The following is a 21,793-nucleotide window of genomic DNA, read 5'->3' on the forward strand; positions in this document are numbered from 1 at the left end:
TTTCAACACGGCCAGTTTGGCACATTCGATGCCGCAAGGGGCCGTCCACCCATCATTCTAGGGCGGAGCAAGGAGCGAAGCGACGCGCGCAGACCCTAGAATCCATTCCGTTACCTTAAGGCGTTGCAGCGATTACAGAATTCTGCACCGTTGCACTCTACGTTGAAGGTCACGGAATGGATCCTTGGGTCTGCGCTCCGCTTCGCGTCGCTACGCCCAAGGATGACGAATATTGGAGAGCTCCAGCCAATTTCGATGGCTTGCGACGGGTCGCCGAAGCGAACAGTTGAAGTCTCTGATGGAGGGAACTACCGCCTGGCCCCGGCCAAAGCCCGCCGCTTGGCCTCGTCGATCAGCATGTTGGCCACCTGCATGCGGATCATGGCGCGCTGGCGCAGATGCGGCGCGACCCGGTCCGGGTGGTTGGCGAAAGCGAAGTTACGGCGGATGCGACCGAAATCGGCGTTCTTGGCGGGGCGGTCGAGGCCGAGCTCGCCGGCGATCGCTTCGGGATCGATCGGCGGCAGCTTCTCCTCCGGCCAGTGCTCTTCGCCGGCAAGCGCCAGTTTCGCCTGATCGAGAAGTGCTGCGAACTCGGCAGCAAGGTCGGAGCCTTGCTCGCGATATTCGGCGGCGACGCTCTCGCCGGCGACCTTGATGCGGCCGGAATGCAGTTCATCGGCAACGGACAGATAATCGAACGGGATGGACGGCCGGGCGCCCTCGTCCTCGCCTTTCTCGGAGGCGACGATCAGGTCGTCGAGCAACGAAGCGAAATCGAGCTTGTTCCCGGTGCCGATCTCAACCTCCCTGTCGTGACGGCATGCAGTGATGCCGCCAAGATAGGGCGCTCTCGTTAAGAATGAATTCTGGTGATGTTAACAATTGGCGGCTTTTCCGCCCGGCAAGACGGCATCGGACAAGACGGCATCGGAAAATAAAAAGCCGGACTGCTCATTCGTGCAGTCCGGCAAGGTCGCCAGGAGTGGCGAGGAAAAAGCCAGCCATGTGCCGGCACGGGTGCCTACGGTCGAGCCTGCCGAAAAGTTTCACGGAAAATCGATTGTGGCGGGAAAAATTGTCGCGGCATGGCAGCCATGCAAATGCTGCACTGCACAATTTTAACAAATCGCCTATATGCTTGGAGTCGGGAGGACCAACTGGGGCAACTGAGTCATGGGGTTCTTCACTGAAATGTTCGCTCGGCCGAGGCCGCAGGAACACCAGCGTTACCGCTCGGCGCTTGCGCTTCTGAACGCGATGAGCAATGCGGACCGCGCCGATATCGGCGTCAAGCCGGCGGATTTTCCGCGCATCGCTCGCGAAATGTCGATCCGCTGAGCTGAGCCAAAGAGGTTTCCCGGAATCCCGGGAAACCTCCAAGCCATTCAAAATCAACGATTTCCGAGGAAAGTCTGCTTGCTGAGCGGCACGCCATTGTGGCGCAGGATGTCGTAGGCCGTGGTGACGTGGAAATAGAAATTCGGCATCGCCAGATGCAGCAGATATTGCAGGCCGGGCAGCGTGGTTTCGCGGCCGCCGAGCCGCACTTCGACCGTCCTGTCCTCAGATCCTTCCAGATCGGCCGCCGCAAACGTCGCCAGATGATCGACCGTCTTGGCGATCCGGGCCTGCAACTCGGCAAAGCTCGCTTCATTGTCCTCATATTTCGGCACCTCGCGCCCGGCGAGCCGCGACGGCGCGCCCTTGGCATGGTCGGTGGCGATCTGGACCTGTCTGGCCAGCGCAAACATGTCGGGCGCCAACCGCGCCGTGAGGAACACCTGCGGATCGATCTTGCGTTCGCCGGCATTCTGCTCTGCCGCCGTCAAGACGCTGGCCAGCGCCTTCAGCCTGGCTGAAAAAACGCCCACCGATATGTCGTACATGGAAATGGTCACGGGCAAATCTCCCCACGCGGCCCAGCGCCGCGGGCCGTGAACTAGCGCCTCCCGCCACGATTCTTCAAGCGGCCATGTCCACGGCGTCACCGCGCCGCCGCAATCGCCGTGGTAGTATTTTCGTTACCGCGGGGGATTCGATGAAAAGAGCTACTTTCGCAGCGACTGTCTTTTTCTCATTGGCCGGCTTCACGCATTCCGCGCTCGCGGCGGATGCGCCCTATGTCGATGACCGATCAAGCGCCGATGCGGTCGTCCGCTCGCTTTACAGCGCCATCAACCGTCACGAATTCGCCCGTGCCTGGGGCTATTTCGGCGATACGAAGCCGGCAAAGGATTTCAACGCCTTCGTCAAGGGTTACGACGGCACCGACAGCGTCGAAGTCAAGACTGGCGCTGTCTCGGAGGACGGTGCTGCCGGCAGCATCTACTACAGCGTCCCGGTTGCCATCCAGGCGACCGACAAGAAAGGCGACGCCAAGGTTTTCGCCGGCTGCTACACGGTCCGCCAGGTCAATGCGCAGATCCAGGAGCCGCCCTTTCAGCCGATCTTCATCGACAAGGGCGCGTTGAAGCCGTCGACCGAGGATTTCGACAGCGCCGTGCCGGCAAGCTGCGGCGAGGGTCCGCCGCCGCCGAAGAAGGACGAGGCCCTGGAACAGGCCAAGAAGGCCTTCCTCGCCACCTATGCCGGTCAATGCGACAAGCAGGATCCAGACGGCAAGCCGATCGGCGAGCCCGAGGCTCATTCCATCCACTATAAGGACAAGGACTCCCAGCCCAGCGACCCGGAACGCGAGACGCGGCTGTTCCGCTTCTTCTGCTCGATGGCCGCCTACAACGAGACGGCGGTCTACTACATCGCCGACGATGTCAACGGCGTCTCACAGTTGCAGTTCACCGAGCCGGATCTCGACATCCGCTATGAGAACAACAACAGCGAAGGCAAGATCGAATCGATCCACATCATCGGTTTCAAGACCAGCGGCTGGGCGACCAACTCGGACTATGACGACAACACGAAAACCATCACCACATCCAACAAATGGCGTGGTGTGGGGGATGCCTCGTCATCGGGAACCTACCTCTTCCGCAACGGCGATTTCTCGCTTGTCCAGTATGACGTCGATGCATCCTACGACGGCGAGCAAAATCCGCAGACGGTCATCGACTACAACACGGCGCCTTGAGCCCCGGCAGAGGAAATCAGGGAGCCCGCGTCAGCATCCAGTTCAGCGTGCCGCGCCAGTCGACCATGCGGATCGGTGTGCCGTGCGTGCCGGTCTCGAAGCGCACGAAGCGGGTCGGATAAGCCTTCCTGGCGAGGATCGAACGGAAAAAGGCTTCCTGCTTCTCCACCGGGAAGACCACGTCGTGGCTGCCCTGGCCGAAGAACACCGGCACGCGGCGCTTGAAGGCGGGGCTGGTGAGAAAGCTGTCGTCCCACAGCGACCCGAGCAGCAGCAGGCCGTTGATGCGGCCGCCAGTATCTTTGCGCGCGGCGAGCTTCCAGCAGATCAACCCGCCCATCGAGCCGCAGGCGACGAAGATCTTCGCGCCCGGCGATGTCTCGGCATAGTGGTCGATGAGCGCTGCGACCTGCGCCGCGCCCTTGTCCCCGAAATCGGGAAAATCCGGCGAAAGATAGAGACCGTTGTTGGCGGCCATCAGGTTCTTGATGCGGTTGAAATTGCCGCCGAAGGTGAAGTCGTCGACGCCTTGCTTGCGGCTGCCGCCTTGCCCGTGCAGGTAGAGCACGATGATGGACGCGCTTTCCGTCCGGCCGACCGCGACATGCCTGATATCGCCGGCATCGGTCTTCAGCATCAGGTCCTGCTGCACCTTGCGCACACCGGGATCGGTGTATTGCGCATGCACGCGCTTTTCCGGCACCTCGTCGCGTTGGTTGATGTCGCGCATCTCGCGATAGTCGAGGACGGTGTAAGCGCCGTTGTCGCCGGTCGACAGTGTCGCCGGATAGGCAAAGAGATCGTCCTTGAAGGATTTTAGCGAAAGCGTTTGCCCCTCGGCCGTCGAGAGGGAAAGCGCTGTCGCGGCGATCAGGGCGAAGAAAAGTCGGAAACGCAAAGCCATGCCGAGAGGCATGCGAAATTCGGCTCCGCTTTGTCAATCCTGCAGAACGCCGCCCGCCCCTTCCAGCGCCTCGCGTGTGTCGACATCGATCGAGGCACCCTGCCCGATCTCGACATCGATGACGTCGAGGCCCTCGGCTTCGACCAAATGCCGCGCCCCGGTATCGCCCTCGAGCTGCGCGACGGCCGCGAAAAGCGATCGCGGCAAAAGCACCGGATTGCCGCGCTTGCCTTGGTGCGAAGCGCGCACCACGGAGCGACCGTCGGAGCTGCGGAACGCGTCGATCAGGCTGTCGAGGTCTTTCGACGAAACGCCGGGCATGTCGCCAAGCACGATCATGGCGCCGGCCGCGTCGGGCGCGACCTTGGCGATGCCCGCCTTCAACGACGAAGCGAGGCCATCGGCGAAGTCCGGATTGTCGGCGACCCTCACACCGAGACCGGAAAGCGCGGAACGCACGCGCTGGCGCTGGTGGCCGGTGACGACGACGGTGGCGGCGGCCTTCGAGGCCAGCGCGCGGGAGGCGGTACGGCGCACCAGCGGCTCGCCGTCAAACAGCGCCAGAAGCTTGTTCGGCCCGCCCATGCGGCTCGAGCGGCCGGCGGCCAGCAGCACGATATCGACTTTCAGCGCCGATCTTGCCGGCTGCGGCGCCGGCTCGCGCGGCTGCGGTCTGGTCGGGATTTCCATCAAAAGCCCGCCGACGCCCATTCCGGCAATATCGCCCGCCGTCACCTCAAGCCCGGCAACCAGGCGATCGAGTACCCAGTCGAAGCCATTCTCCTTCGGACTGCGCGCGCATCCGGGCGCACCGACGACACGCTTGCCGTCGAGCGTTCCGAGCACCAGCAGATTGCCGGGATCGACCGGCATGCCCGCGCGGACGACGGTACCCCCGGCCTGTTCGATCGCGGCCGGCACGACATCGGCGAAGTCGCTCATCGCCGAGGCGCCGAAGATCACCACCATGTCGTTGTCGCGCGCCAGCGCGGTTGCGGCCGCGGCGACCGGCGCCACGTCGTGCGGCGTGCGCCGCTCGGCCGTCAGTCGGCCGCCGAAACGCGCCAGCCGCGCCTCGGTGACGCGCAGCGTCTTGTCGAGCACGCTCGGCTTGACGCCGGGAAGCACCGTCTGGATGACCCCGACAGTAACGGGCCGATAGGCATTGACGGCAAATATCTCGCGGCCGGCGCAAATTCTCACCACGCTGTCCACCAGGCTTGCGGCGACGGCAAAGGGGATGATCTTGACCGTCGCCACCATCTGGCCCTTCTCGACCGGCGTGTGCTGCGCCAGCGTCGCGATGGTGATGGCTGGATCGACGGCATTGATGGCGTCGATCATTGCGGCGTCGACGGTAAAGACGCCCGAGGCTTCCGCGTACAAATTCACCCGCCCGGTCGCAGCCGGCTTGACCTCGATGTTGCGGTGGCTCATGGCGGCGGCGATCTTAGCGGCAGCGGCATCTTCGCCAAGATCGTCCTCGGCAAGAACCGCGGCGACGACCTCGCCGACGCCCGCCGCCTTGAGCGCCGCGATATCCTCGCGGCTCAATCGGTGCGCTTTGCGGAAGCGTTTTTCGCCAGCGGTGGTCGCATGCGCCAGCACCGCCCCTTCCGCCTCGTCGATCGGCACCAGCCCGAATTTCACGCCACGGCGCCTTTTGCTTCGAGACCGCGCGAGCGGAAGGCGTGGATTGTCTGCGCAAGGACGGCGACGGCGATCTCGGCCGGACTGGCAGCACCGATATCGAGGCCGATCGGCGCGTGGATGCGCGCGATCTGGTCGGCACCGGCGCCGAGCGCCAGCAGGCGTTCGACACGCTTGGCGTGGGTCTTGCGGCTGCCCAGCGCCCCGACATAGAAGCATCGGGCGTCGAGCGCCGCCTTCAGCGCGAAATCGTCGATCTTCGGATCGTGGGTGACGGCGGCAAGGGCGGTATAGCTGTCGAGCGGCGCGCGCTTCAGCACATCCTGCGGCCATTCGGCGTGCAGCGCGACGTCGGGGAAGCGTTCCGGGGTAGCGAAGGCGGTGCGCGGATCGATGATCTCGACCGGATAGCCGGCGATCCTGGCCATCGGCGCCAGCGCCTGGCTGATATGAACGGCGCCGATCACCACAAGGCGCGGGCGCGGCAGATGCGCGTTGAGAAAGAACGTCCGCCCTTCCGCCTCCACCGACCTCGAATTGCCGGTGCGGAACGCATCGGAGATTGCCGCCCCGAGATCGCCCGCAACATGGTCGCCCTCGCGCACGATGCGGTCGCGGCCGTCGCCAAGGTCGGTGACAAGCACCGCGGCGCGGCGGGCGCGGCGTTCTTCGTTGAGTGTCTTCAGGACGTAGGGATCCATCTGTGATCAGCCCAGCCGCTCGACATAGACCTTGATGCGGCCGCCGCAGGACAGGCCCACCTGCCAGGCGGTCTCGTCGGCGACGCCGAATTCCAGCATCCTGGCCTTGCCCGAGCCGATGACGTCCATCGCCTCCGTCACCACGGCGCCCTCGACACAGCCGCCGGAGACCGAGCCATGGAAATTCCCCTCGGCGTCGATGACCAGATGGCTGCCGACCGGGCGAGGCGCCGAACCCCAGGTCTCGACCACGGTCGCGATGGCGACATCCTTGCCATCCTTCATCCAGCCTTCCGCGATGATCAGGGGATCGCGGGCCTCATCGAGATAAATGCTCTCATCCATCGTCGCTTCTCGCAAAGTCTGTTTTTCAAGGAAAACCTTGGTCGTCCCTACGGTAAACGTTGGTTTCCCGCCAAGGAAACATATGGCTACGCGGCCTGCCTCTCGCCAGTTCGCGCCCAGCGGCGCGGATCGACCGAAGCCGCCGGCCGCTGGTCGAGCGAGGCGCAAAGATCGGCCAGCGCGTCGAGATTATGCACCGCCCGAAATTCGTCGACATAGGGCAGCATCGCTTTCACGCCACGGGCGCGGGCCTCAAAGCCGTCGAAGCGCAACAGCGGATTGAGCCAGATCAGCCGCCGGCAGGATTTATGCAACCGCTCCATCTCCTGCGAAAGGCCGGCGACGTCGTCGCGCTCCAGCCCGTCGGTGATGAGAAGCACCACGGCGCCCTGCCCCAGCACGCGCCGCGACCACAGCCGGTTGAACTCGGCAAGCGTGTCGCCGATGCGGGTGCCGCCCGACCAGTCCTTCACCGCCGCCGAGCATTCGGCCAGAGCCTCGTCGGGATCGCGATGGCGCATCTGGCGGGTCAGGTTGGTCAGCCGCGTGCCGAAAACGAAGGCGTGCACGCGCCGGCGCTTCTCCGTCAGCGCATGCAGGAAATGCAGGAAGATGCGGGTGTACTGGCTCATCGAGCCGGAAATATCGGCCAGCACGACCAGCGGCGGATGCGCTTCGCGCGGAGAGCGGAATTTTGGCAGGATAAGTTCGCCGCCGGTACGCGCGGCCGAGCGCATCATGGCGCGCGGATCGATGCGGCCCCCTTGCGCGTCCGCCTTGAAGCGCCGCGTGCGGATCAGATCGAAGGGCAGGCGCAAGGCCATAATCGCCTTTTTGGCTTCGGCCATCTCCGCCGCATCCATCTGGGCAAAATCCTTGCCGCGCAGCACCTCATTGCCGGAAAAAGTCATCCGTGCATCGACTTCGATTTCCGGCACTTCCCGGACCGGCTGGTTCTTCCGATGGCCCTCGAACATCGCCTGGCTGACGCGGTTCTCGGCCGCCCGCGGCTTCTGCTTTTCGCAATCGTCCGGTGCGACCGGCGAGAACATCGCCAGCAGTTTCTCGATCAGCTCGCGCGATTTCCAGAACAGGCGGAAGGCCTCGTCGAAGACGGGATGATCCTCGCGCCGCGAGACGAGCACTGCATGCAGCGTCCAGTAGAAATCGTCGCGCGAGCCGATGCCGGCGGCAAGCACCGCCTCGATGGCGTCCTTCACCGAGGCCGGGCCGACGCGCATGCCGGCCTTGCGCAGCGCCCGCGCGAAATAGACGATGTTATCGGCGATGCGCCCATCGGCGAGCGCCTCCTTGGGTTCCGGACGCGGCACAGGCATCGCGCCTACTCCGCCGCCGACAGCTCGGCCTTCACCTCATTGAGGATGCGCCGGCCCTCGCCCTCGCCGATACGGGCGATATCGTCCTGGTATTTTAGAAGCACGCCGATTGTGTCCGACACGGTCTCCGGATCGAGCGCCACCTTGTCGAGCTCGGTCAGCGCGCCAGCCCAGTCGATGGTTTCGGCGACGCCGGGCGCCTTGAACAGCTCGACCTGGCGCAGCTTCTGGATGAAGGACACGACCTCTGCCGACAGCCGGCGGTTCGCCTGCGGCACCTTGCGCCGCACGATCTCCAGCTCGCGCTCGGCGTTCGGATAGTCGACCCAGTGGTAGAGGCAGCGACGCTTCAGCGCGTCGTGGATTTCGCGCGTCCGGTTGGTGGTGATGATGACGATCGGCGGCTCTTCCGCCTTGATCGTGCCAAGCTCGGGAACTGTGACCTGGAAATCAGAAAGGATTTCGAGCAGGAACGCCTCGAAAGCTTCGTCGGTGCGATCGAGCTCGTCGATCAGGAACACCGGCGCCGCGCCAGCCTTGCCGGTCAGCGCGTCGAGCACCGGACGGCGGATCAGGTATTTCTCGGAAAAGACGTTGCGCTCCATATCGGAGCGGACGACCGTGCCCGCCGCTTCCTCCATGCGGATCTCGATCATCTGCGCGGCATAATTCCACTCATAGACGGCCGACGAGACGTCGAGCCCTTCATAGCATTGCAGCCGGATCAGCCGGCGGCCGAGCGCGCCGGCCAGCACTTTGGCGATCTCGGTCTTGCCGACGCCCGCCTCGCCTTCGAGGAACAAGGGCCGCTTCATGCGCAGTGAAAGAAACAGCACCGTTGCCAGCGAACGGTCCGCGACATAATCCGCGCCTGTCAAAAGATCGAGCGTTTCGTCGATCGTCTTCGGCGCGGGGCGCGGCGCGGTCATCTTGTCTCCGTGGATCCCGCTTGCACGTTCAAAGAAAATGATAGCCGCGGTTGTGGTAGATCAGCGGTCGCAAATTATCGCCGATGCGCAGGCCTGTCACCTTGCCAAAAAGCACACGGTGGGTGGCAAGGTCCTTGCTATCGATGATCTCGCAGTCGAACACGGCCAGCGCGCCTTTCAGCGTCGGGGCGCCGGTCGAGATCACATCCCATTCGGCAAGCGCGAAGCGCTCCTCCACCGGCAGGCCGGTGACGCCTGAAAAGGCGACCGATACGGCTTCCTGGTCCGATGCGAGTGTGTTGAGCGCGAACTTGCCGTTCTTGACGAAAGCCTCGTTCTTGGCGTTCTCGCGGTTGAGGCAGACCAGCACCGTCGGCGGGGTGTCCGAAACCGAACAGGCGGCGATCACCGTCGCGCCCCTTTTGCCGCCAGGCCCGTCGGTCGTCACCACATGCACATGGCCGGCAAAATGGGCCATCGCATCGCGATAATGCTGCGGCCCGATGTCATTGATCTTCAGCACCCGATGTCCACCTGTCGAAACCAGTCCGTTATATATGGCGGCATATTGCACGCCACAAGTTGCATAGCATGGGCGAAGTGCTTGACCGCAATCCGCAAATTCGCGTGTTGCGCGGCGCTTAGCCAGCCTTTAGGCATTTCCTGGAATAGTGTCGGGACTGTATTCCCGGCATGGAGGATCTCTTAGCCCGAATGCGTCTTCTCACGACGACATCAGCCGCGCTGCTCTGGTTGTCGCTGGCCGCGAGCGCCGACGCCGAGACGCTGGTCGGCGTTGCCGCGCCGCTTTCCGGCCCATCGGCGATCCTCGGCAAGCAGATCGCGGCCGGCGCCGGCCTGGCGGCCGAAGCGAACGGCATCGCGATCAAGGCCGTGGACGATGCCTGCACCGCCGATGGCGGCGCCGCGGCGGCGAAGGAATTCGTCGACGCCAAGGTCAATGTCGTGGTGGGCTTTCTCTGCACCGACGCGATCGAGGCGGCGCTGCCGATCCTCAAGGATGCCAACATCCCGGTCATCACCGTCGGCGTGCGTACCGAAAGCCTGACCGACCGGCGCGCCAAGACCGGCTGGCCGGTCTACCGGCTCGGCCCGCGCGGCGACGATGAGCGCAATGCGGTCGCCGCCAAGCTAATCCAGCTCTGGCGCGACGACCTGTTCGCCATCGTCGATGACGGCACCATCTATGGCCGCGAGATGGCCGAGACCTTTCGCGCCGCAGCCGAGCAGGCTGCCTTGAAGCCGGTCTTCACCGACACGTTCCGGCCGCAGCTCGACAACCAGATCGGGCTGATCGGCCGGTTGAAGAAGGCCGGCGCGACCAAGGTGTTCGCCGGCGGCGACGGCGACGACATCGCCATCATGGGCCGCGACGCCGCCCGTCTCGATGCCGGCATCACCTTTGCCGGCGGCGAAAACCTGCGCACGCCGCCGGGCGATGTGCCCTATGCCGTCGGCACGCTGATGATCGCCCCGCCGGAATGGTCGGAGATCGCCGATCCCAAGGTGGTGCAGGCATTCGCAGCGAAGAACATCGTGCCGGACGGCTACACGCTTCCGGCCTATGCCGCGGTCGAGGTCGCCAAGGCCGCGCTGGCCGGTGCGGAAAGCGCTGGGCAGCCGCTCGGCGAAGCCCTGACCGGCCGTGATTTTGCGACCGCGATCGGCACCGTCCGCTTCGACGACAAGGGCGATCTCAGCCAGAACCCGTTCCGCCTCTTCCGCTTCGACGGCACGCATTTTGAGCCGCTGGAGGACAAGTGATGTTCCGCACTGGTCCGCGCAATCTGATCACCGACGTCGCCGGCCTTCGCGTCGGCAATACCGCCGACGCCAGTCTCAAATCCGGCGTGACGGTGGTGCTGTGCGACGAGCCCGCGGTTGCCGGCGTCCAGGTACTGGGCGGCGCGCCGGGCACGCGCGAGACCGACCTGCTCGAGCCGCAGAACTCGATCGCGACGATCCATGCCGTCGTTCTGTCCGGCGGCTCCGCCTTCGGCCTCGACGCAGCCTCGGGCGTGCAGGCGGCGCTGCGCGAAAAGGACATCGGCGTCGAGGTCGGCGGCTTCCGCGTGCCGATCGTGCCGGCCGCGATCCTGTTCGACCTGCGCAATGGCGGCGACAAGGATTGGGGCCGCTATCCACCCTATCGCGAGCTCGGCTATGAGGCCGTGCAGGCGGCAACCGTCGACTTCGCCATCGGCACGGCGGGCGCCGGCACCGGCGCCCTGACCTCCGGCCTGAAAGGCGGGCTGGGCTCCGCCTCGACCGTGCTCGACAGCGGCGTCACCATCGGTGCGCTCGCCGCCGTCAATCCGACCGGCTCGGTGACGGTCGGCCGCAGCCCCCATTTCTGGGCGGCGCCCTTCGAGATCGGCGACGAGTTCGGCGGCCTCGGCTACCCGGCCCCGCTGCCTGAAGATGCCAGGAAGATCCTGCTGAAATACCGCGACAGGCAAATGGGCGGCGAGGTCGAAGGCGGCAGCACCACCATCGCCGTCATCGCCACGGATGCTGTCCTGACCAAGGCCGCGGCCAAGCGGCTGGCGATTTCGGCGCATGACGGCTTCGCACGCGCCATCTGGCCGACGCACACGCCGGCGGACGGCGATCTCGTGTTTGCCCTGGCGACCGGCAGGAGCGGCATCGAACTCGGCGCCGATGCCGCGATCGACCTGTTCGCCGCGGCAGGCGCCACCATGGCGCGCGCGATCAGCCGCGGCGTCCATGCCGCGACACCGGCCGAGGGCGACCTGTTTCCTGTTTGGTCGTCGCGTTGACGGCTAATCAAGTCGGATCGGATTTTTCTTCCTCGAAGGTAACCGCGACATCCGAATTCGCGGAGAGCCACACCTTCTGGCCGTCGATTTCCGCGACCAGGGCAAGCGAAATGTAGTGATGATGGTTCTTGTGCGAGCCCATGCCGCTGTCGGCCTTGGTCAGCTTGATCCGGTCACCCTCGACTTTGTCGACTGTGCCGATATGGACGCCGTCGGCGCCGATCACTTCCATGTGTCCGCGTATCTTGCTGATGTCGGTGCTCATGCTGGTTCTCCGCTGGATGGCGATTTGCCCTTTCGGATGCGAGACGGCCGACAATAACCAATGAACGCCGGATTGGATGCATCGCACGGCGCGTCTCGTCCATCGTGGCGTGATTAGCATGACGCTGATGAGACAGATGACAAACCGACGACGCTCTCGGTTTGCAACACTTGTCGGGGTCAGCATCTGGTTTGCGCGGCAGCGGCGTTGAGCATTGGGCCTGGCTCTGTTAGGACGCGGCCGACGCTTTCTCCCAGGCAGGACTTAGAAAACGGATGATCCCTCGCTATTCCCGGCCGGAAATGGTCGCCATCTGGTCGCCCGAAACCCGCTTCCGCATCTGGTTCGAGATCGAGGCGCATGCCTGCGACGCGCTGGCCGAGCTCGGCGTCATTCCGAAGGAAGCGGCGAAGACGATCTGGGAAAAGGGCGGCGCCGCCAAATTCGACGTCGCCAAGATCGACGAGATCGAACGCGTCACCAAGCATGACGTCATCGCTTTCCTGACCCATCTCGCCGAATTCGTCGGACCGGATGCCCGCTTCATCCACCAGGGCATGACCTCGTCGGACGTGCTCGACACTTGCCTTGCCGTGCAGTTGACCCGGGCCAGCGACATCCTGCTTGCCGATATCGACGCCTTGCTTGCGGCGCTGAAGCGCCGCGCCTTCGAGCACAAGGACACCGTCACCATCGGCCGCAGCCATGGCATCCATGCCGAGCCGACCACATTCGGCGTCAAGCTGGCGCAGGCCTTTGCCGAGTTCTCGCGCTGCCGCGAACGGCTGGTGCACGCGCGCGAAGACATCGCCACCTGCGCCATTTCCGGCGCCGTCGGCACCTTCGCCAACATCGAGCCTTATGTCGAAGAGCATGTGGCGGCAAAGCTTGGCCTGAAGCCGGAGCCGGTGTCCACGCAGGTCATCCCGCGCGACCGCCATGCCATGTTCTTTGCCACGCTTGGCGTCATCGCCTCGTCGGTCGAACGCCTCGCCATAGAGATCCGCCATCTGCAGCGCACCGAGGTGCTGGAAGCGGAAGAGTATTTCTCGCCGGGCCAGAAGGGCTCGTCGGCTATGCCGCACAAGCGCAACCCGGTGCTGACCGAAAATCTCACCGGCCTTGCCCGCATGGTGCGCGCCTACGCCATGCCCGCGATGGAAGACGTGGCGCTCTGGCACGAGCGCGACATTTCGCATTCCTCGGTCGAGCGCATGATCGGGCCGGATGCGACTGTGACGCTGGATTTCGCGCTGTCGCGCCTGACCGGCGTCGTCGACAAGCTGCTCGTCTACCCCGAGAACATGGAAAAGAACCTCAACAAGTTCCGCGGCCTGGTGCATTCGCAGCGCGTGCTTCTGGCGCTCACTCAGGCCGGCTTGTCACGCGAGGACGCCTATCGGCTGGTGCAGCGCAACGCTATGAAAGTCTGGGAACACGGCGCCGATTTCCTGGAGGAACTGCTTGCCGACAAGGACGTCACGGCGGCGCTGCCCGAAGCCGAAATCCGCGAGAAATTCGACCTCGGCTATCACACCAAGCATGTCGACACGATCTTCAGGCGGGTGTTCGGGGAAGCTTGAGGCCGAACAAAGGCGCGCTGGCGCCCGGCTGGAACACCCCTCATCCGTCTTGTCGCTTCGCGACAAGCCACCTTCTCACACAAGGGGAGAAGGGGGAATTTGGCGCCCGCGCCTCAGCTAATCACCGATGCCGCGATTGGCAGTGGCGCCGGCGCGGTCTTCCCTTCTCCCCTTGTGGGAGAAGGTGGATCGGCGCGCTAGCGCCGAGACGGATGAGGGGTACTCCAGCTTGACGCAGCCGTCGCTCAAGCCTTCCCAGGCACGGTCCTGATCACCGTGCCCCACGGGTCCTCACGGCTCGTCTCATCCTTGACATTGTCCGAGCGCATCTCGACCCAGGCGAGGCCCGAGCGCGACGGATCGCGGCGGCCGGCGCCGGCGCTCTGCCAGGCATTGGCGCCGATATGGTGGTGGTAATGGCCGGACGACAGGAACACCGCCTGACCGCCATATTTGGCGACGGTGTCGAAGCCGAACTGGTCATGCCACCAAGCCTCGGCGTCCTCCGGCCGGCCGACGCGCAGATGCACATGGCCGACAATGGTGTTATCCGGCGCGCCCTGCCAGCCGGCATCGCCCGCCGGCACGCTACCCACCACCGCCGGCAGATTCAGCCGCTCGGTCGCCATAGCAATACGGTCGCCGTTCCATTTCCAGTCCTGCGGGCGGCGATCGGCATAGATCTCGATGCCGTTGCCCTCTGGGTCAGTGAGATAGAGCGCCTCGCTGACCAGATGGTCGGAGGCGCCCTCGATCCCGATGTGGTTGGCGGCGGCGTGGCTGATCCAGCGGCCAAGGTCCGCGCGCGACGGCAAAAGGAAAGCTGTGTGGAAAAGGCCGGCGCTTCGCGGATCGTCGGGCTTGGCCGACGAAGCCTGTTCGAGCACCAGCAGCGGCCGATTGGCTGCGCCGAGCGTGATCGCGCCGTCGGTGCGGCTCAATTCCTGCAGGCCGACGACGGCGCGGTAATAGGCCGCCAGGCTTTCGGCATCGCGCGCCTTTAGCCCGACACGCGACACGCTGACCGGGGTGGTCGCGGCAAAAGGCAGTTCGCTCATCAAACTCTCCGTTCGGGCAGCGCTTATCCCAGCATGGGATTGTCGTGGCCGCCAGCCATTGTTCCTTGTTCCCCTCCAAATCGTCGATTGCGCTCGTTCACACAAGAGAGCAAGAATCGAACAAGTTGTTCACAATTGTGATCGCTCCGAATTTTCCGACAGGGTTGCAGCCAAGAAGGCCGCTCGCTACATCGGCGCCATGAAAGTCAAAGACGCAGATATCCTGATCGTGCCGGGCTACACCAATTCCGGCCCCGAGCACTGGCAGACCCGCTGGCAGTCGAAACTGTCGACGGCGCGCCGGGTCGAGCAGGCGGAATGGACGAAGCCTGTGCGCGAGGACTGGACGGCGAGCGTGGCGAACGCCGTCAACGAGGCCGAGCGGCCGGTAGTGCTCGTTGCGCACTCGCTGGGCGTGACTGCGGCGGTGCAGGCCATCCCGCAATTCAAGAAGCCGGTCGCCGGCGCCTTCTTCGTCGCGCCGCCCGACGTCTCCAATCCGGAAATCAGGCCAAGGCATCTGATGACCTTCGGCCCCTATTCGCGCGATCCCCTGCCCTTTCCGTCCATCGTGATCGCCAGCCGCAACGATCCGTTCTGCGCCTTCGAGGTCGCCGAGGACATTGCCGCCGCCTGGGGATCGCTCTTCATCGACGCCGGCGAGGCAGGCCATCTCAACCACGACGCCGGCTTCGGCCCGTGGCCCGAGGGTTCGATGACTTTCGCCAAATTCCTGACGGAACTGAAAGAACCCTGATCGGCGTCTAGGAGCCGATCGAATCCCGCATGCTCTTCAACAGCGTTTTCGCGCCGAGCGAGATCAGCGTGTGGTCCGAGCCCATGGCGAGCAGCCGGAAGCCCATCGACACGACGCGCCCGGCAATCGCCGGTTCGATGACATAGATCGCGGCATGCTTGCCGGCCTTGCGCGTCCGCTCGGCGATCGACGCGACCGTCTCCATCATGCTTTCCAGCGTCGAGTTGATGGTGGTGCCGTTCGACCAGGCGATCGAGAAATCCGACGGACCGACGAAGATGCCGTCGATGCCGGGCGTATCCAAAATACCGTCCAGCGCCTCGAGGGCGGCCCGCGTCTCGACCATGGCGAAAGCCATGGTGCGCTGGTTCGTGTCGCGCAGCCATTCGGCATGGTCGCCCTTGCCATGGCGCGGGAAAGCATAGGTCGGGCCCCAGGAGCGTTCGCCCAGCGGCGGATATTTCATCGCGGCGGCGAATTGCCTTGCATCGGCCACGGAGTTCACCATCGGCGCGATCACCGCCTCTGCGCCGAAATCGAGCGCGCGGCTCGCCATATCGAAGCGTCCGACCGGAATGCGCACCAGCGCCGGCTTGTTGGCGGCGAGCACCGGCACCAGGCCGCGCAGCACGCTGTCCTCATGATGTCCGCCATGCTGCATGTCGAGTGTGACGGCGTCAAAACCCTGCTTGGCGATGATTTCGACCGTCAGCGCGTCCGGCACGCCCGACCAGGCGGTGAACAGCGTTTCGTCGGCGGCCAGGCGGGACTTGAGCGACATCGGAAGTTTCCTTGTAAACAATCCGCAGTTTTGGCCGGAAATGATGTGAAGGCAAAGAAAAACCGCCCGGCTTGGCCGAGCGGTCGATTGGTCCAGTCAGAGCAATTTCAGGAGAATGCGCAACGGTTTTCCGTCCGGAATTGCGTAAAAACAAAGAGATGGCGCATGACGCCGAAAAGCGCGAGGCGGTTTTCGGACGACACAGCCTCAGCTGTTCTTGATCTCCTCGATCGCCTGCGCCATCAGCTCGTCCATGGTGCGGCGGATCTGATGGTCGGACTGGGCGACACCGGCCGCGTCAAAATCCGTGCGGATCTTGCGGAAAACATCGTGGTCGCCCGCTTCCTCGATATCGGAGACCACCACTTCCTTGGCATAGGCTTCGGCATCGGCGCCGGATTTGCCCAGTTTCTCGGCGGCCCACAGGCCAAGCGCCTTGTTGCGGCGCGCCGCAGCCTTGAAGCGAAGCTCCTCGTCGAAGGCGAATTTGCGCTCGAAGCCCTCTTCGCGGTCTTTCATGCTGCTCATGACGTCCCTCCGATCAATCCGATTCGCTTGGCGGTGAATATGTGTGATGGGCAAGCACAAACCAAAAGGTCGCGAGCGGGTCAATATGCTTCGTCGCATGCTGCGCTGCGGCATTTCAGTCCCGAAAGCAGTTGATTCGCGGGATTTGCCGATTGAGCAAACAAGGCGATTGCGATAACACCGGCATTGAACGCCGCCTTCGCCATACTAATTTAGGCAGACGGGCAGGAATCGGTCGATTGCCGCCTGCCCGCAGATCCAGAGAAAAAATCAGATGAAAAATCGCCGCCGCATTTACGAAGGCAAGGCCAAGATCCTCTATGAGGGCCCTGAGCCGGGGACGCTGATCCAGTTTTTCAAGGACGATGCCACCGCTTTCAACAAGAAGAAGCATGAAGTGGTCGATGGCAAGGGCGTGCTCAACAACCGCATTTCCGAGCACATCTTCAACCATTTGAACCGCATGGGCATCCCGACCCATTTCATCCGCCGGCTCAACATGCGCGAGCAGCTGATCAAGGAAGTCGAGATCATCCCGCTCGAGGTGGTGGTGCGCAACGTTGCCGCCGGCTCGCTGTCCAAGCGCCTTGGCATCGAGGAAGGCACGGTGCTGCCGCGCTCGATCATCGAATTCTACTACAAGGCCGACGCGCTCGACGACCCGATGGTGTCGGAAGAGCACATCACCGCCTTCGGCTGGGCAAGCCCCCAGGAAATCGACGACATCATGGCCTTGGCCATCCGCGTCAACGACTTCCTGTCCGGCCTGTTTCTGGGCGTCGGCATCCAGCTGGTCGACTTTAAGATCGAATGCGGCCGCCTGTTCGAGGGTGACATGATGCGCATCGTCGTCGCCGACGAGATCTCGCCGGATTCCTGCCGGCTGTGGGACGTCGCCACCCAGGACAAGCTCGACAAGGACCGTTTCCGCCGCGACATGGGCGGTCTGGTCGAAGCCTATCAGGAAGTTGCCCGCCGTCTCGGCATCATCAACGAAAACGAGCCGCCGCGCCCGACGGGCCCCGTGCTCGTCGCCTCTTCCGAGGCGCCCAAGGGCCTGAAGCACTGAATACTGACGGGCCTGCCGGACAATGGCAGGCCTTTCCTAAACGACGATCTGCCCAGGAGCATCGATGAAAGCCCGTATCACCGTGACCCTCAAGAACGGCGTCCTTGACCCGCAGGGCAAGGCGATCGAGCACGCGCTCTCCGGGCTTGGCTTCGACGGCGTCGGCCAGGTGCGCCAGGGCAAGGTGTTCGACGTCGAGCTCACCGGAACCGACAAGGCCAAGGCCGAAGCCGACCTAAAGGCCATGTGCGACAAGCTTCTGGCGAACACGGTGATCGAGAACTACGCGGTGGAGATCGCCTGACAATGAAATCAGCCGTCGTCCTCCTGCCAGGCCTCAACCGCGACCGCGACATGATCGCGGCGCTGACCAAGATTTCCGGCCAGGCGCCGGCGACCGTCTGGCAGACCGACACTGAAATCCCCGATGTCGATCTGATCGCTATCCCGGGCGGCTTCTCCTTCGGCGACTATCTGCGCTGCGGCGCGATCGCGGCACGCATGCCGGTGATGCGGGCGGTTGCTGAAAAGGCGGCCAAGGGCGTGACCGTCATCGGCGTCTGCAACGGCTTCCAGATTCTGGTCGAGGCGGGATTGCTGCCCGGCGCCCTGATGCGCAACGCCTCGCTGAAATTCGTCTGCCGGCAGGTGAAGCTCGAGATCGCCAACGCCAACACCATGTTCACCCGCCGCTACCAGCCGGGACAGATCATCCGCTCGCCGGTGGCGCATCATGACGGCAACTATTTCGCCGATGCCGAGACGCTTGCCCGGATAGAAGGCGAAGGCCAGGTGGTGTTCCGCTATGCGGAAAACACCAATCCCAACGGCTCGATCAACGACATTGCCGGCATCGTCAACGACAAGGGCAACGTGCTCGGCCTGATGCCGCATCCGGAAAACCTGATCGAGGCGGCGCACGGCGGCGAGGACGGACGGGCGCTTTTCCAAAGCGCGCTCGGCATCGCTGCCTGATCCTTCAAAATTTCTAGAACTCGGGGGCGGACTGACCATGAGACTGACGATTGCTCGCCTTGCTCTCCTGGCCGCCGCCGGGTTCGCCTTGGCTTCCTGCCAGTCCAGCCCCAAGACGACGCCGGTTCCCTCAGGCAAGAGCGCCTCGCTGCTCGCCATGGAACAGGTCGCGATCGCTGCGCACAAATGCTGGATCGCCAGCAAGGATCCGGCCTTCAAATCCTACCAGATGGCCAACGAGCTCAATTCCTACAGCGGCACGCCGCGCTTCCTGCTGGTACCCGCCAAGCATTATGGCGGCAAGCCGCTGCTGGTCGTGCAGGCGCAGGGCAATTCCAGCCGCGTCGATGCCTTCGGGCCGCTGATGAACGAGCCGCTCGGCGCGCGCATCGGTTCCGATCTCGCCCGCTGGCAGGCCGGCAACCCGTCCTGCGCGGCTGCCGCCTGAGGTTGCCATGGCCCGGTTCCTGCAGGCCGCGGGACTGGTTATCGGGCTGATTGCGCTTGTCCTGCAATTCGCCATTACCATCCCGGCGTCAATGGCGGCCGGACGCAGCCTGCCCGGCTCGATCGTCTTCTATTTCAGCTTCTTCACCATCCTGACCAACATCGCCGCTGTAATGGTGCACGCCTCGCTGCTGTCACCCGCCGGCTATGCGTGGTTCCCGGCCTTTGCCGGACCGCGGACGCGGACTGGCGTAGCCGTGGCCATGACTCTGGTTTTCATCGTCTACACCACGGTTCTGGCGAGGCTCTGGCAGCCGCAGGGTTTGTTCCTGCTCTGCGACGTCCTCTTGCACTATGTGACGCCGGCGCTGTTCGTGCTGTGGTGGCTGGTGGCGGGCGCCGATGGCAGGCGGCAGTGGAGCGACATCGCCTGGTGGATGATCTACCCGGTCGCCTATCTCGCCTACGCGCTGATACGCGCGTCCTTCACTGGCGAAGTACCCTACCCATTCCTCGACGTCGCCAAGAACGGCGCGGCCAGCGTTGCCGTTTCGGCGCTCGGCGTCACGGCCCTGTTCATCGCATTGAGCGTGCTCGCCGTGCATGTCGATCACGGCATCGGCCGGCTGCGGAGAAAGCCCGCAACCCGCGTCCAATCGAGCCGCCGCTGGTAGGCATCACTCCCAGAACGCCCTGATGCCTTCGCGATGGGCATCGCAGCGCGAGATGCCGATATCCTTCAACTGATCGTCCGTCATCTCCATGAGCGCGAGGCGGCCGCGCCTGCGCTCCAGCATGCGGTCGATCTGCCTTACGATGGAACGGAGCACAACCGCCATACGACCGGCGAAACCGCGACGGGCCAAGAGCTCGACCTGCGCGCGAAAAGCTGGGCTATCGTGTCGAATTGTGTCGATTGTATCCATTGCCGTTCTGCCTTGTCTCGATTGTACCTTATCAATCGCGAGGTTGATATGAATTGACTCGTCGCACGGTGCAATATAGAAAATTGTCACCATGACAAATTGGCTCCCCGATCTTTCCTCCGGCTCCGGTCCGCTCTATCAGCGCCTTGCTGACAGCATTGAGTCAGATATCGACAAGGGCGTCATCGATGCCGGTGCAAAACTGCCGCCGCAGCGCGACCTCGCCTATGACATCGGCACGACCGTCGGCACCATCGGCAGGGCCTATCAGCTGCTGCGCGAGCGCGGTCTGGTGAGTGGCGAGGTCGGCCGCGGCACCTATGTGCTCGGCCAGCGCGCCGCAGACCCGAAGCCGGATTTGGAACCTGCCATCCAGGGCACGCGCCCCATCGATGCGCCGAGCGGCAAGCTGCGCTTCGACAGCACCGCCGCGCCCGATGTCGGCCAGGGCGCGGTGATTGCCGACATGCTGGCACGCACGGCGCAGGAGCATCCGCACGACATTTCGAGCTACACGCGGGATTTTCCCGAACGCTGGTACGAAGCCGGAAGCCGCTGGCTCACGCGCAATGCCTTCCACCCCTCGCTCGATTCGATCGTGCCGACGCTGGGCACGCATGCCGCGGTCATGGCGGCGATCGCGGCGCTGACCATGCCCGGCGACTACGTGGTCTTCGAGCATCTCACCTATTCGCAGATCGCGCGCAGCGCCGGGCTGATCGGCCGCCGCACGGCGTTGGTTTCGACCGACGACGATGGCATCGACCCTGACGATTTCGAGCGTGTCTGCGCGCAAAAACATCCAAAGCTGATGTTCCTGATGCCGACCGCGAAGAACCCGACGCTGGTGACGCTGTCGGCGGAGCGGCGGCAGGCGATCGCAAAGATCGCGCGCGAATACAATGTCGCGCTGATCGAGGACGATCTTTACGGCGAGCTCACCGACGACCCGACGCCGCTGCTGACCGAATACGCGCCCGAGCGCACGATCGTCGCCGGCGGCCTGTCGAAGTCGGTCGCGGCGGGCGTGCGCGGCGGCTGGCTTTCCTGCCCGCCGGCCTACCGCCACCGCATCCGTGTCGCCCACAAGATGATGACCGGCGGCCTGCCTTTCCTGCTGGCCGAGGTCGGCACGCGGCTGGTGATGTCGGGGCAGGCGGGCGAGATCCGCAAGCGCTGCATTGGCGAAATCCAGGCGCGCCTCGCCATCGTGCGCGAAGTGCTGGCGGGTTTTGATTTCAAGGCGCGCGACAACGTGCCCTTCGTCTGGCTGACCTTGCCGGACCCGTGGCTGTCCGGCACTTTCAAGAACGCCTGCCTGGCGCAAGGCGTGCTCATCGACGACGAGGACGAGTTCAAGGCCGGCCGCTCCGAGCAGGTTTTTCACGGCGTGCGCTTTGGCGTGTCGCAGCCGCGGCAAAGCAAGGATGTCGCCGGCGGCGTCGCCGTCATCCGCCGCCTGCTCGACGAAGGCCGCGCCGGCTACGACAGTTTTTCCTGATCAAGCTGGCGAGCTCTAGGCCCTGACCTCCGCCGGCAGGGGCAGTTTTCCGGCTTTTTTCGTCATCCGGTGGGGTGTATCGCGCGAAAGCTTGCGATAAGAGGAGACTCAAAGCAACTCCCCTCTCCCACGGACAAAAATCGCC

Annotated in this window: 27 protein-coding genes; 13 read left to right on the forward strand and 14 right to left on the reverse strand. The window is 64.1% G+C overall.

The genetic code is table 11. From position 1 onward, the window contains the following. Positions 1-308: 308 nt before the first annotated feature. Positions 309-767: a hypothetical protein gene (locus FJ425_RS08420; RefSeq protein ID WP_140722735.1), complete on the reverse strand. Its 459-nt coding sequence runs from the start codon at positions 765-767 to the stop codon at positions 309-311. A gap of 118 nt (positions 768-885) precedes the next feature. Here FJ425_RS08420 and FJ425_RS08425 point away from each other — a divergent pair, with 118 nt between their 5' ends. Together FJ425_RS08425 and FJ425_RS08430 are read left to right on the forward strand one after the other, a co-directional pair. Further along, positions 886-1,125 carry a hypothetical protein gene (locus FJ425_RS08425; protein WP_140546833.1) on the forward strand — a complete coding sequence of 80 codons (240 nt, stop codon included), beginning with the start codon at positions 886-888 and terminating at the stop codon, positions 1,123-1,125. Positions 1,126-1,176: 51 nt separating this feature from the next. Continuing rightward, positions 1,177-1,341 (forward strand): DUF1127 domain-containing protein, encoded by a 165-nt coding sequence (locus FJ425_RS08430; RefSeq protein WP_140546832.1) that lies wholly within the window; start codon positions 1,177-1,179, stop codon positions 1,339-1,341. A gap of 53 nt (positions 1,342-1,394) precedes the next feature. On the opposite strand, the gene FJ425_RS08435 is transcribed toward FJ425_RS08430, so the two are convergent. Continuing rightward, positions 1,395-1,901 (reverse strand): DUF1993 family protein, encoded by a 507-nt coding sequence (locus tag FJ425_RS08435; protein WP_140722738.1) that lies wholly within the window; start codon positions 1,899-1,901, stop codon positions 1,395-1,397. A 140-nt stretch (positions 1,902-2,041) separates the two neighbouring features. Here FJ425_RS08435 and FJ425_RS08440 point away from each other — a divergent pair, with 140 nt between their 5' ends. Then, complete coding sequence (locus FJ425_RS08440; RefSeq protein ID WP_140722740.1) at positions 2,042-3,091, forward strand: DUF1176 domain-containing protein; 1,050 nt, start codon at positions 2,042-2,044, stop codon at positions 3,089-3,091. Positions 3,092-3,107: 16 nt separating this feature from the next. Here the strand turns inward: FJ425_RS08440 and FJ425_RS08445 are convergent, their stop codons facing one another. From FJ425_RS08445 to FJ425_RS08475, 7 genes are all read right to left on the reverse strand, one after another. Next, entirely contained in the window at positions 3,108-3,995 is an 888-nt protein-coding gene (locus tag FJ425_RS08445) for an alpha/beta fold hydrolase (protein ID WP_140722743.1), read from the reverse strand. Positions 3,996-4,028: 33 nt separating this feature from the next. After that, complete coding sequence (locus tag FJ425_RS08450) at positions 4,029-5,645, reverse strand: molybdopterin-binding/glycosyltransferase family 2 protein (protein WP_140722746.1); 1,617 nt, start codon at positions 5,643-5,645, stop codon at positions 4,029-4,031. Then, entirely contained in the window at positions 5,642-6,346 is a 705-nt protein-coding gene (locus tag FJ425_RS08455) for an XdhC family protein (protein WP_140546888.1), read from the reverse strand. The genes FJ425_RS08450 and FJ425_RS08455 overlap by 4 nt, the downstream gene beginning before the upstream one ends. Positions 6,347-6,352: 6 nt before the next feature. Beyond that, complete coding sequence (locus FJ425_RS08460) at positions 6,353-6,691, reverse strand: XdhC family protein (RefSeq protein WP_140722749.1); 339 nt, start codon at positions 6,689-6,691, stop codon at positions 6,353-6,355. 86 nt (positions 6,692-6,777) lie between these two features. Further along, positions 6,778-8,028 (reverse strand): VWA domain-containing protein, encoded by a 1,251-nt coding sequence (locus FJ425_RS08465; RefSeq protein WP_181175847.1) that lies wholly within the window; start codon positions 8,026-8,028, stop codon positions 6,778-6,780. A 5-nt stretch (positions 8,029-8,033) separates the two neighbouring features. Then, positions 8,034-8,957, reverse strand: coding sequence for a MoxR family ATPase (locus FJ425_RS08470; RefSeq protein ID WP_140546891.1), 924 nt, complete (start codon positions 8,955-8,957; stop codon positions 8,034-8,036). Between the two features lie 28 nt (positions 8,958-8,985). After that, the gene (locus tag FJ425_RS08475; RefSeq protein ID WP_140546892.1) at positions 8,986-9,480 is read right to left on the reverse strand and encodes a flavin reductase; all 495 of its coding nucleotides are present in this window, start codon (positions 9,478-9,480) and stop codon (positions 8,986-8,988) included. A 191-nt stretch (positions 9,481-9,671) separates the two neighbouring features. Here FJ425_RS08475 and FJ425_RS08480 point away from each other — a divergent pair, with 191 nt between their 5' ends. Next, on the forward strand, positions 9,672-10,742 hold the full coding sequence (locus tag FJ425_RS08480; RefSeq protein WP_140627589.1) for a branched-chain amino acid ABC transporter substrate-binding protein: 1,071 nt from the start codon (positions 9,672-9,674) through the stop codon (positions 10,740-10,742). Beyond that, positions 10,742-11,758, forward strand: a complete 1,017-nt coding sequence (locus tag FJ425_RS08485) for a P1 family peptidase (RefSeq protein ID WP_140627587.1) — start codon at positions 10,742-10,744, stop codon at positions 11,756-11,758. Before FJ425_RS08480 ends, FJ425_RS08485 begins: the two co-directional genes overlap by 1 nt. 7 nt (positions 11,759-11,765) lie before the next feature. Here the strand turns inward: FJ425_RS08485 and FJ425_RS08490 are convergent, their stop codons facing one another. After that, positions 11,766-12,023: a DUF2171 domain-containing protein gene (locus FJ425_RS08490; RefSeq protein WP_140546895.1), complete on the reverse strand. Its 258-nt coding sequence runs from the start codon at positions 12,021-12,023 to the stop codon at positions 11,766-11,768. Positions 12,024-12,298: 275 nt separating this feature from the next. Here FJ425_RS08490 and purB point away from each other — a divergent pair, with 275 nt between their 5' ends. Continuing rightward, positions 12,299-13,606 (forward strand): adenylosuccinate lyase, encoded by a 1,308-nt coding sequence (gene purB, locus FJ425_RS08495; protein WP_140627585.1) that lies wholly within the window; start codon positions 12,299-12,301, stop codon positions 13,604-13,606. Positions 13,607-13,851: 245 nt separating this feature from the next. On the opposite strand, the gene FJ425_RS08500 is transcribed toward purB, so the two are convergent. Then, positions 13,852-14,664: a VOC family protein gene (locus FJ425_RS08500; protein WP_140627583.1), complete on the reverse strand. Its 813-nt coding sequence runs from the start codon at positions 14,662-14,664 to the stop codon at positions 13,852-13,854. A gap of 199 nt (positions 14,665-14,863) precedes the next feature. Here FJ425_RS08500 and FJ425_RS08505 point away from each other — a divergent pair, with 199 nt between their 5' ends. Continuing rightward, the gene (locus FJ425_RS08505; RefSeq protein WP_140542656.1) at positions 14,864-15,421 is read left to right on the forward strand and encodes an alpha/beta hydrolase; all 558 of its coding nucleotides are present in this window, start codon (positions 14,864-14,866) and stop codon (positions 15,419-15,421) included. A gap of 7 nt (positions 15,422-15,428) precedes the next feature. Here FJ425_RS08505 and FJ425_RS08510 read toward each other — a convergent pair whose 3' ends face one another. Then, positions 15,429-16,202: an HpcH/HpaI aldolase/citrate lyase family protein gene (locus tag FJ425_RS08510; protein WP_095765209.1), complete on the reverse strand. Its 774-nt coding sequence runs from the start codon at positions 16,200-16,202 to the stop codon at positions 15,429-15,431. Positions 16,203-16,409: 207 nt separating this feature from the next. Continuing rightward, a complete protein-coding gene (locus FJ425_RS08515; protein ID WP_095765208.1) occupies positions 16,410-16,730 on the reverse strand; it encodes a DUF1476 domain-containing protein in 321 nt (106 codons plus the stop codon). Positions 16,731-17,004: 274 nt separating this feature from the next. Here FJ425_RS08515 and purC point away from each other — a divergent pair, with 274 nt between their 5' ends. The 5 genes from purC to FJ425_RS08540 all read left to right on the forward strand — a co-directional run bounded on the left by purC (position 17,005) and on the right by FJ425_RS08540 (position 19,895). Continuing rightward, positions 17,005-17,799, forward strand: a complete 795-nt coding sequence (gene purC, locus FJ425_RS08520) for a phosphoribosylaminoimidazolesuccinocarboxamide synthase (protein ID WP_040995384.1) — start codon at positions 17,005-17,007, stop codon at positions 17,797-17,799. 64 nt (positions 17,800-17,863) lie between these two features. Further along, on the forward strand, positions 17,864-18,103 hold the full coding sequence (gene purS / locus FJ425_RS08525) for a phosphoribosylformylglycinamidine synthase subunit PurS (RefSeq protein WP_140627581.1): 240 nt from the start codon (positions 17,864-17,866) through the stop codon (positions 18,101-18,103). A 2-nt stretch (positions 18,104-18,105) separates the two neighbouring features. Continuing rightward, a complete protein-coding gene (gene purQ / locus FJ425_RS08530) occupies positions 18,106-18,774 on the forward strand; it encodes a phosphoribosylformylglycinamidine synthase subunit PurQ (protein ID WP_140627579.1) in 669 nt (222 codons plus the stop codon). A 37-nt stretch (positions 18,775-18,811) separates the two neighbouring features. Further along, a complete protein-coding gene (locus tag FJ425_RS08535) occupies positions 18,812-19,222 on the forward strand; it encodes a hypothetical protein (RefSeq protein WP_140627577.1) in 411 nt (136 codons plus the stop codon). A 7-nt stretch (positions 19,223-19,229) separates the two neighbouring features. Then, positions 19,230-19,895: a Pr6Pr family membrane protein gene (locus tag FJ425_RS08540; RefSeq protein WP_140627575.1), complete on the forward strand. Its 666-nt coding sequence runs from the start codon at positions 19,230-19,232 to the stop codon at positions 19,893-19,895. A gap of 3 nt (positions 19,896-19,898) precedes the next feature. Here FJ425_RS08540 and FJ425_RS08545 read toward each other — a convergent pair whose 3' ends face one another. Then, on the reverse strand, positions 19,899-20,147 hold the full coding sequence (locus FJ425_RS08545; protein WP_140628201.1) for a DUF1127 domain-containing protein: 249 nt from the start codon (positions 20,145-20,147) through the stop codon (positions 19,899-19,901). Positions 20,148-20,238: 91 nt separating this feature from the next. On the opposite strand from FJ425_RS08545, the gene FJ425_RS08550 reads away from it, so the two are divergent. Continuing rightward, positions 20,239-21,648 carry a PLP-dependent aminotransferase family protein gene (locus FJ425_RS08550; protein ID WP_140627573.1) on the forward strand — a complete coding sequence of 470 codons (1,410 nt, stop codon included), beginning with the start codon at positions 20,239-20,241 and terminating at the stop codon, positions 21,646-21,648. Positions 21,649-21,793: the final 145 nt, after the last annotated feature.

Source organism: Mesorhizobium sp. B2-7-2 (assembly GCF_006440775.1).
In the GTDB taxonomy this organism is placed as follows: Bacteria; Pseudomonadota; Alphaproteobacteria; order Rhizobiales; family Rhizobiaceae; genus Mesorhizobium.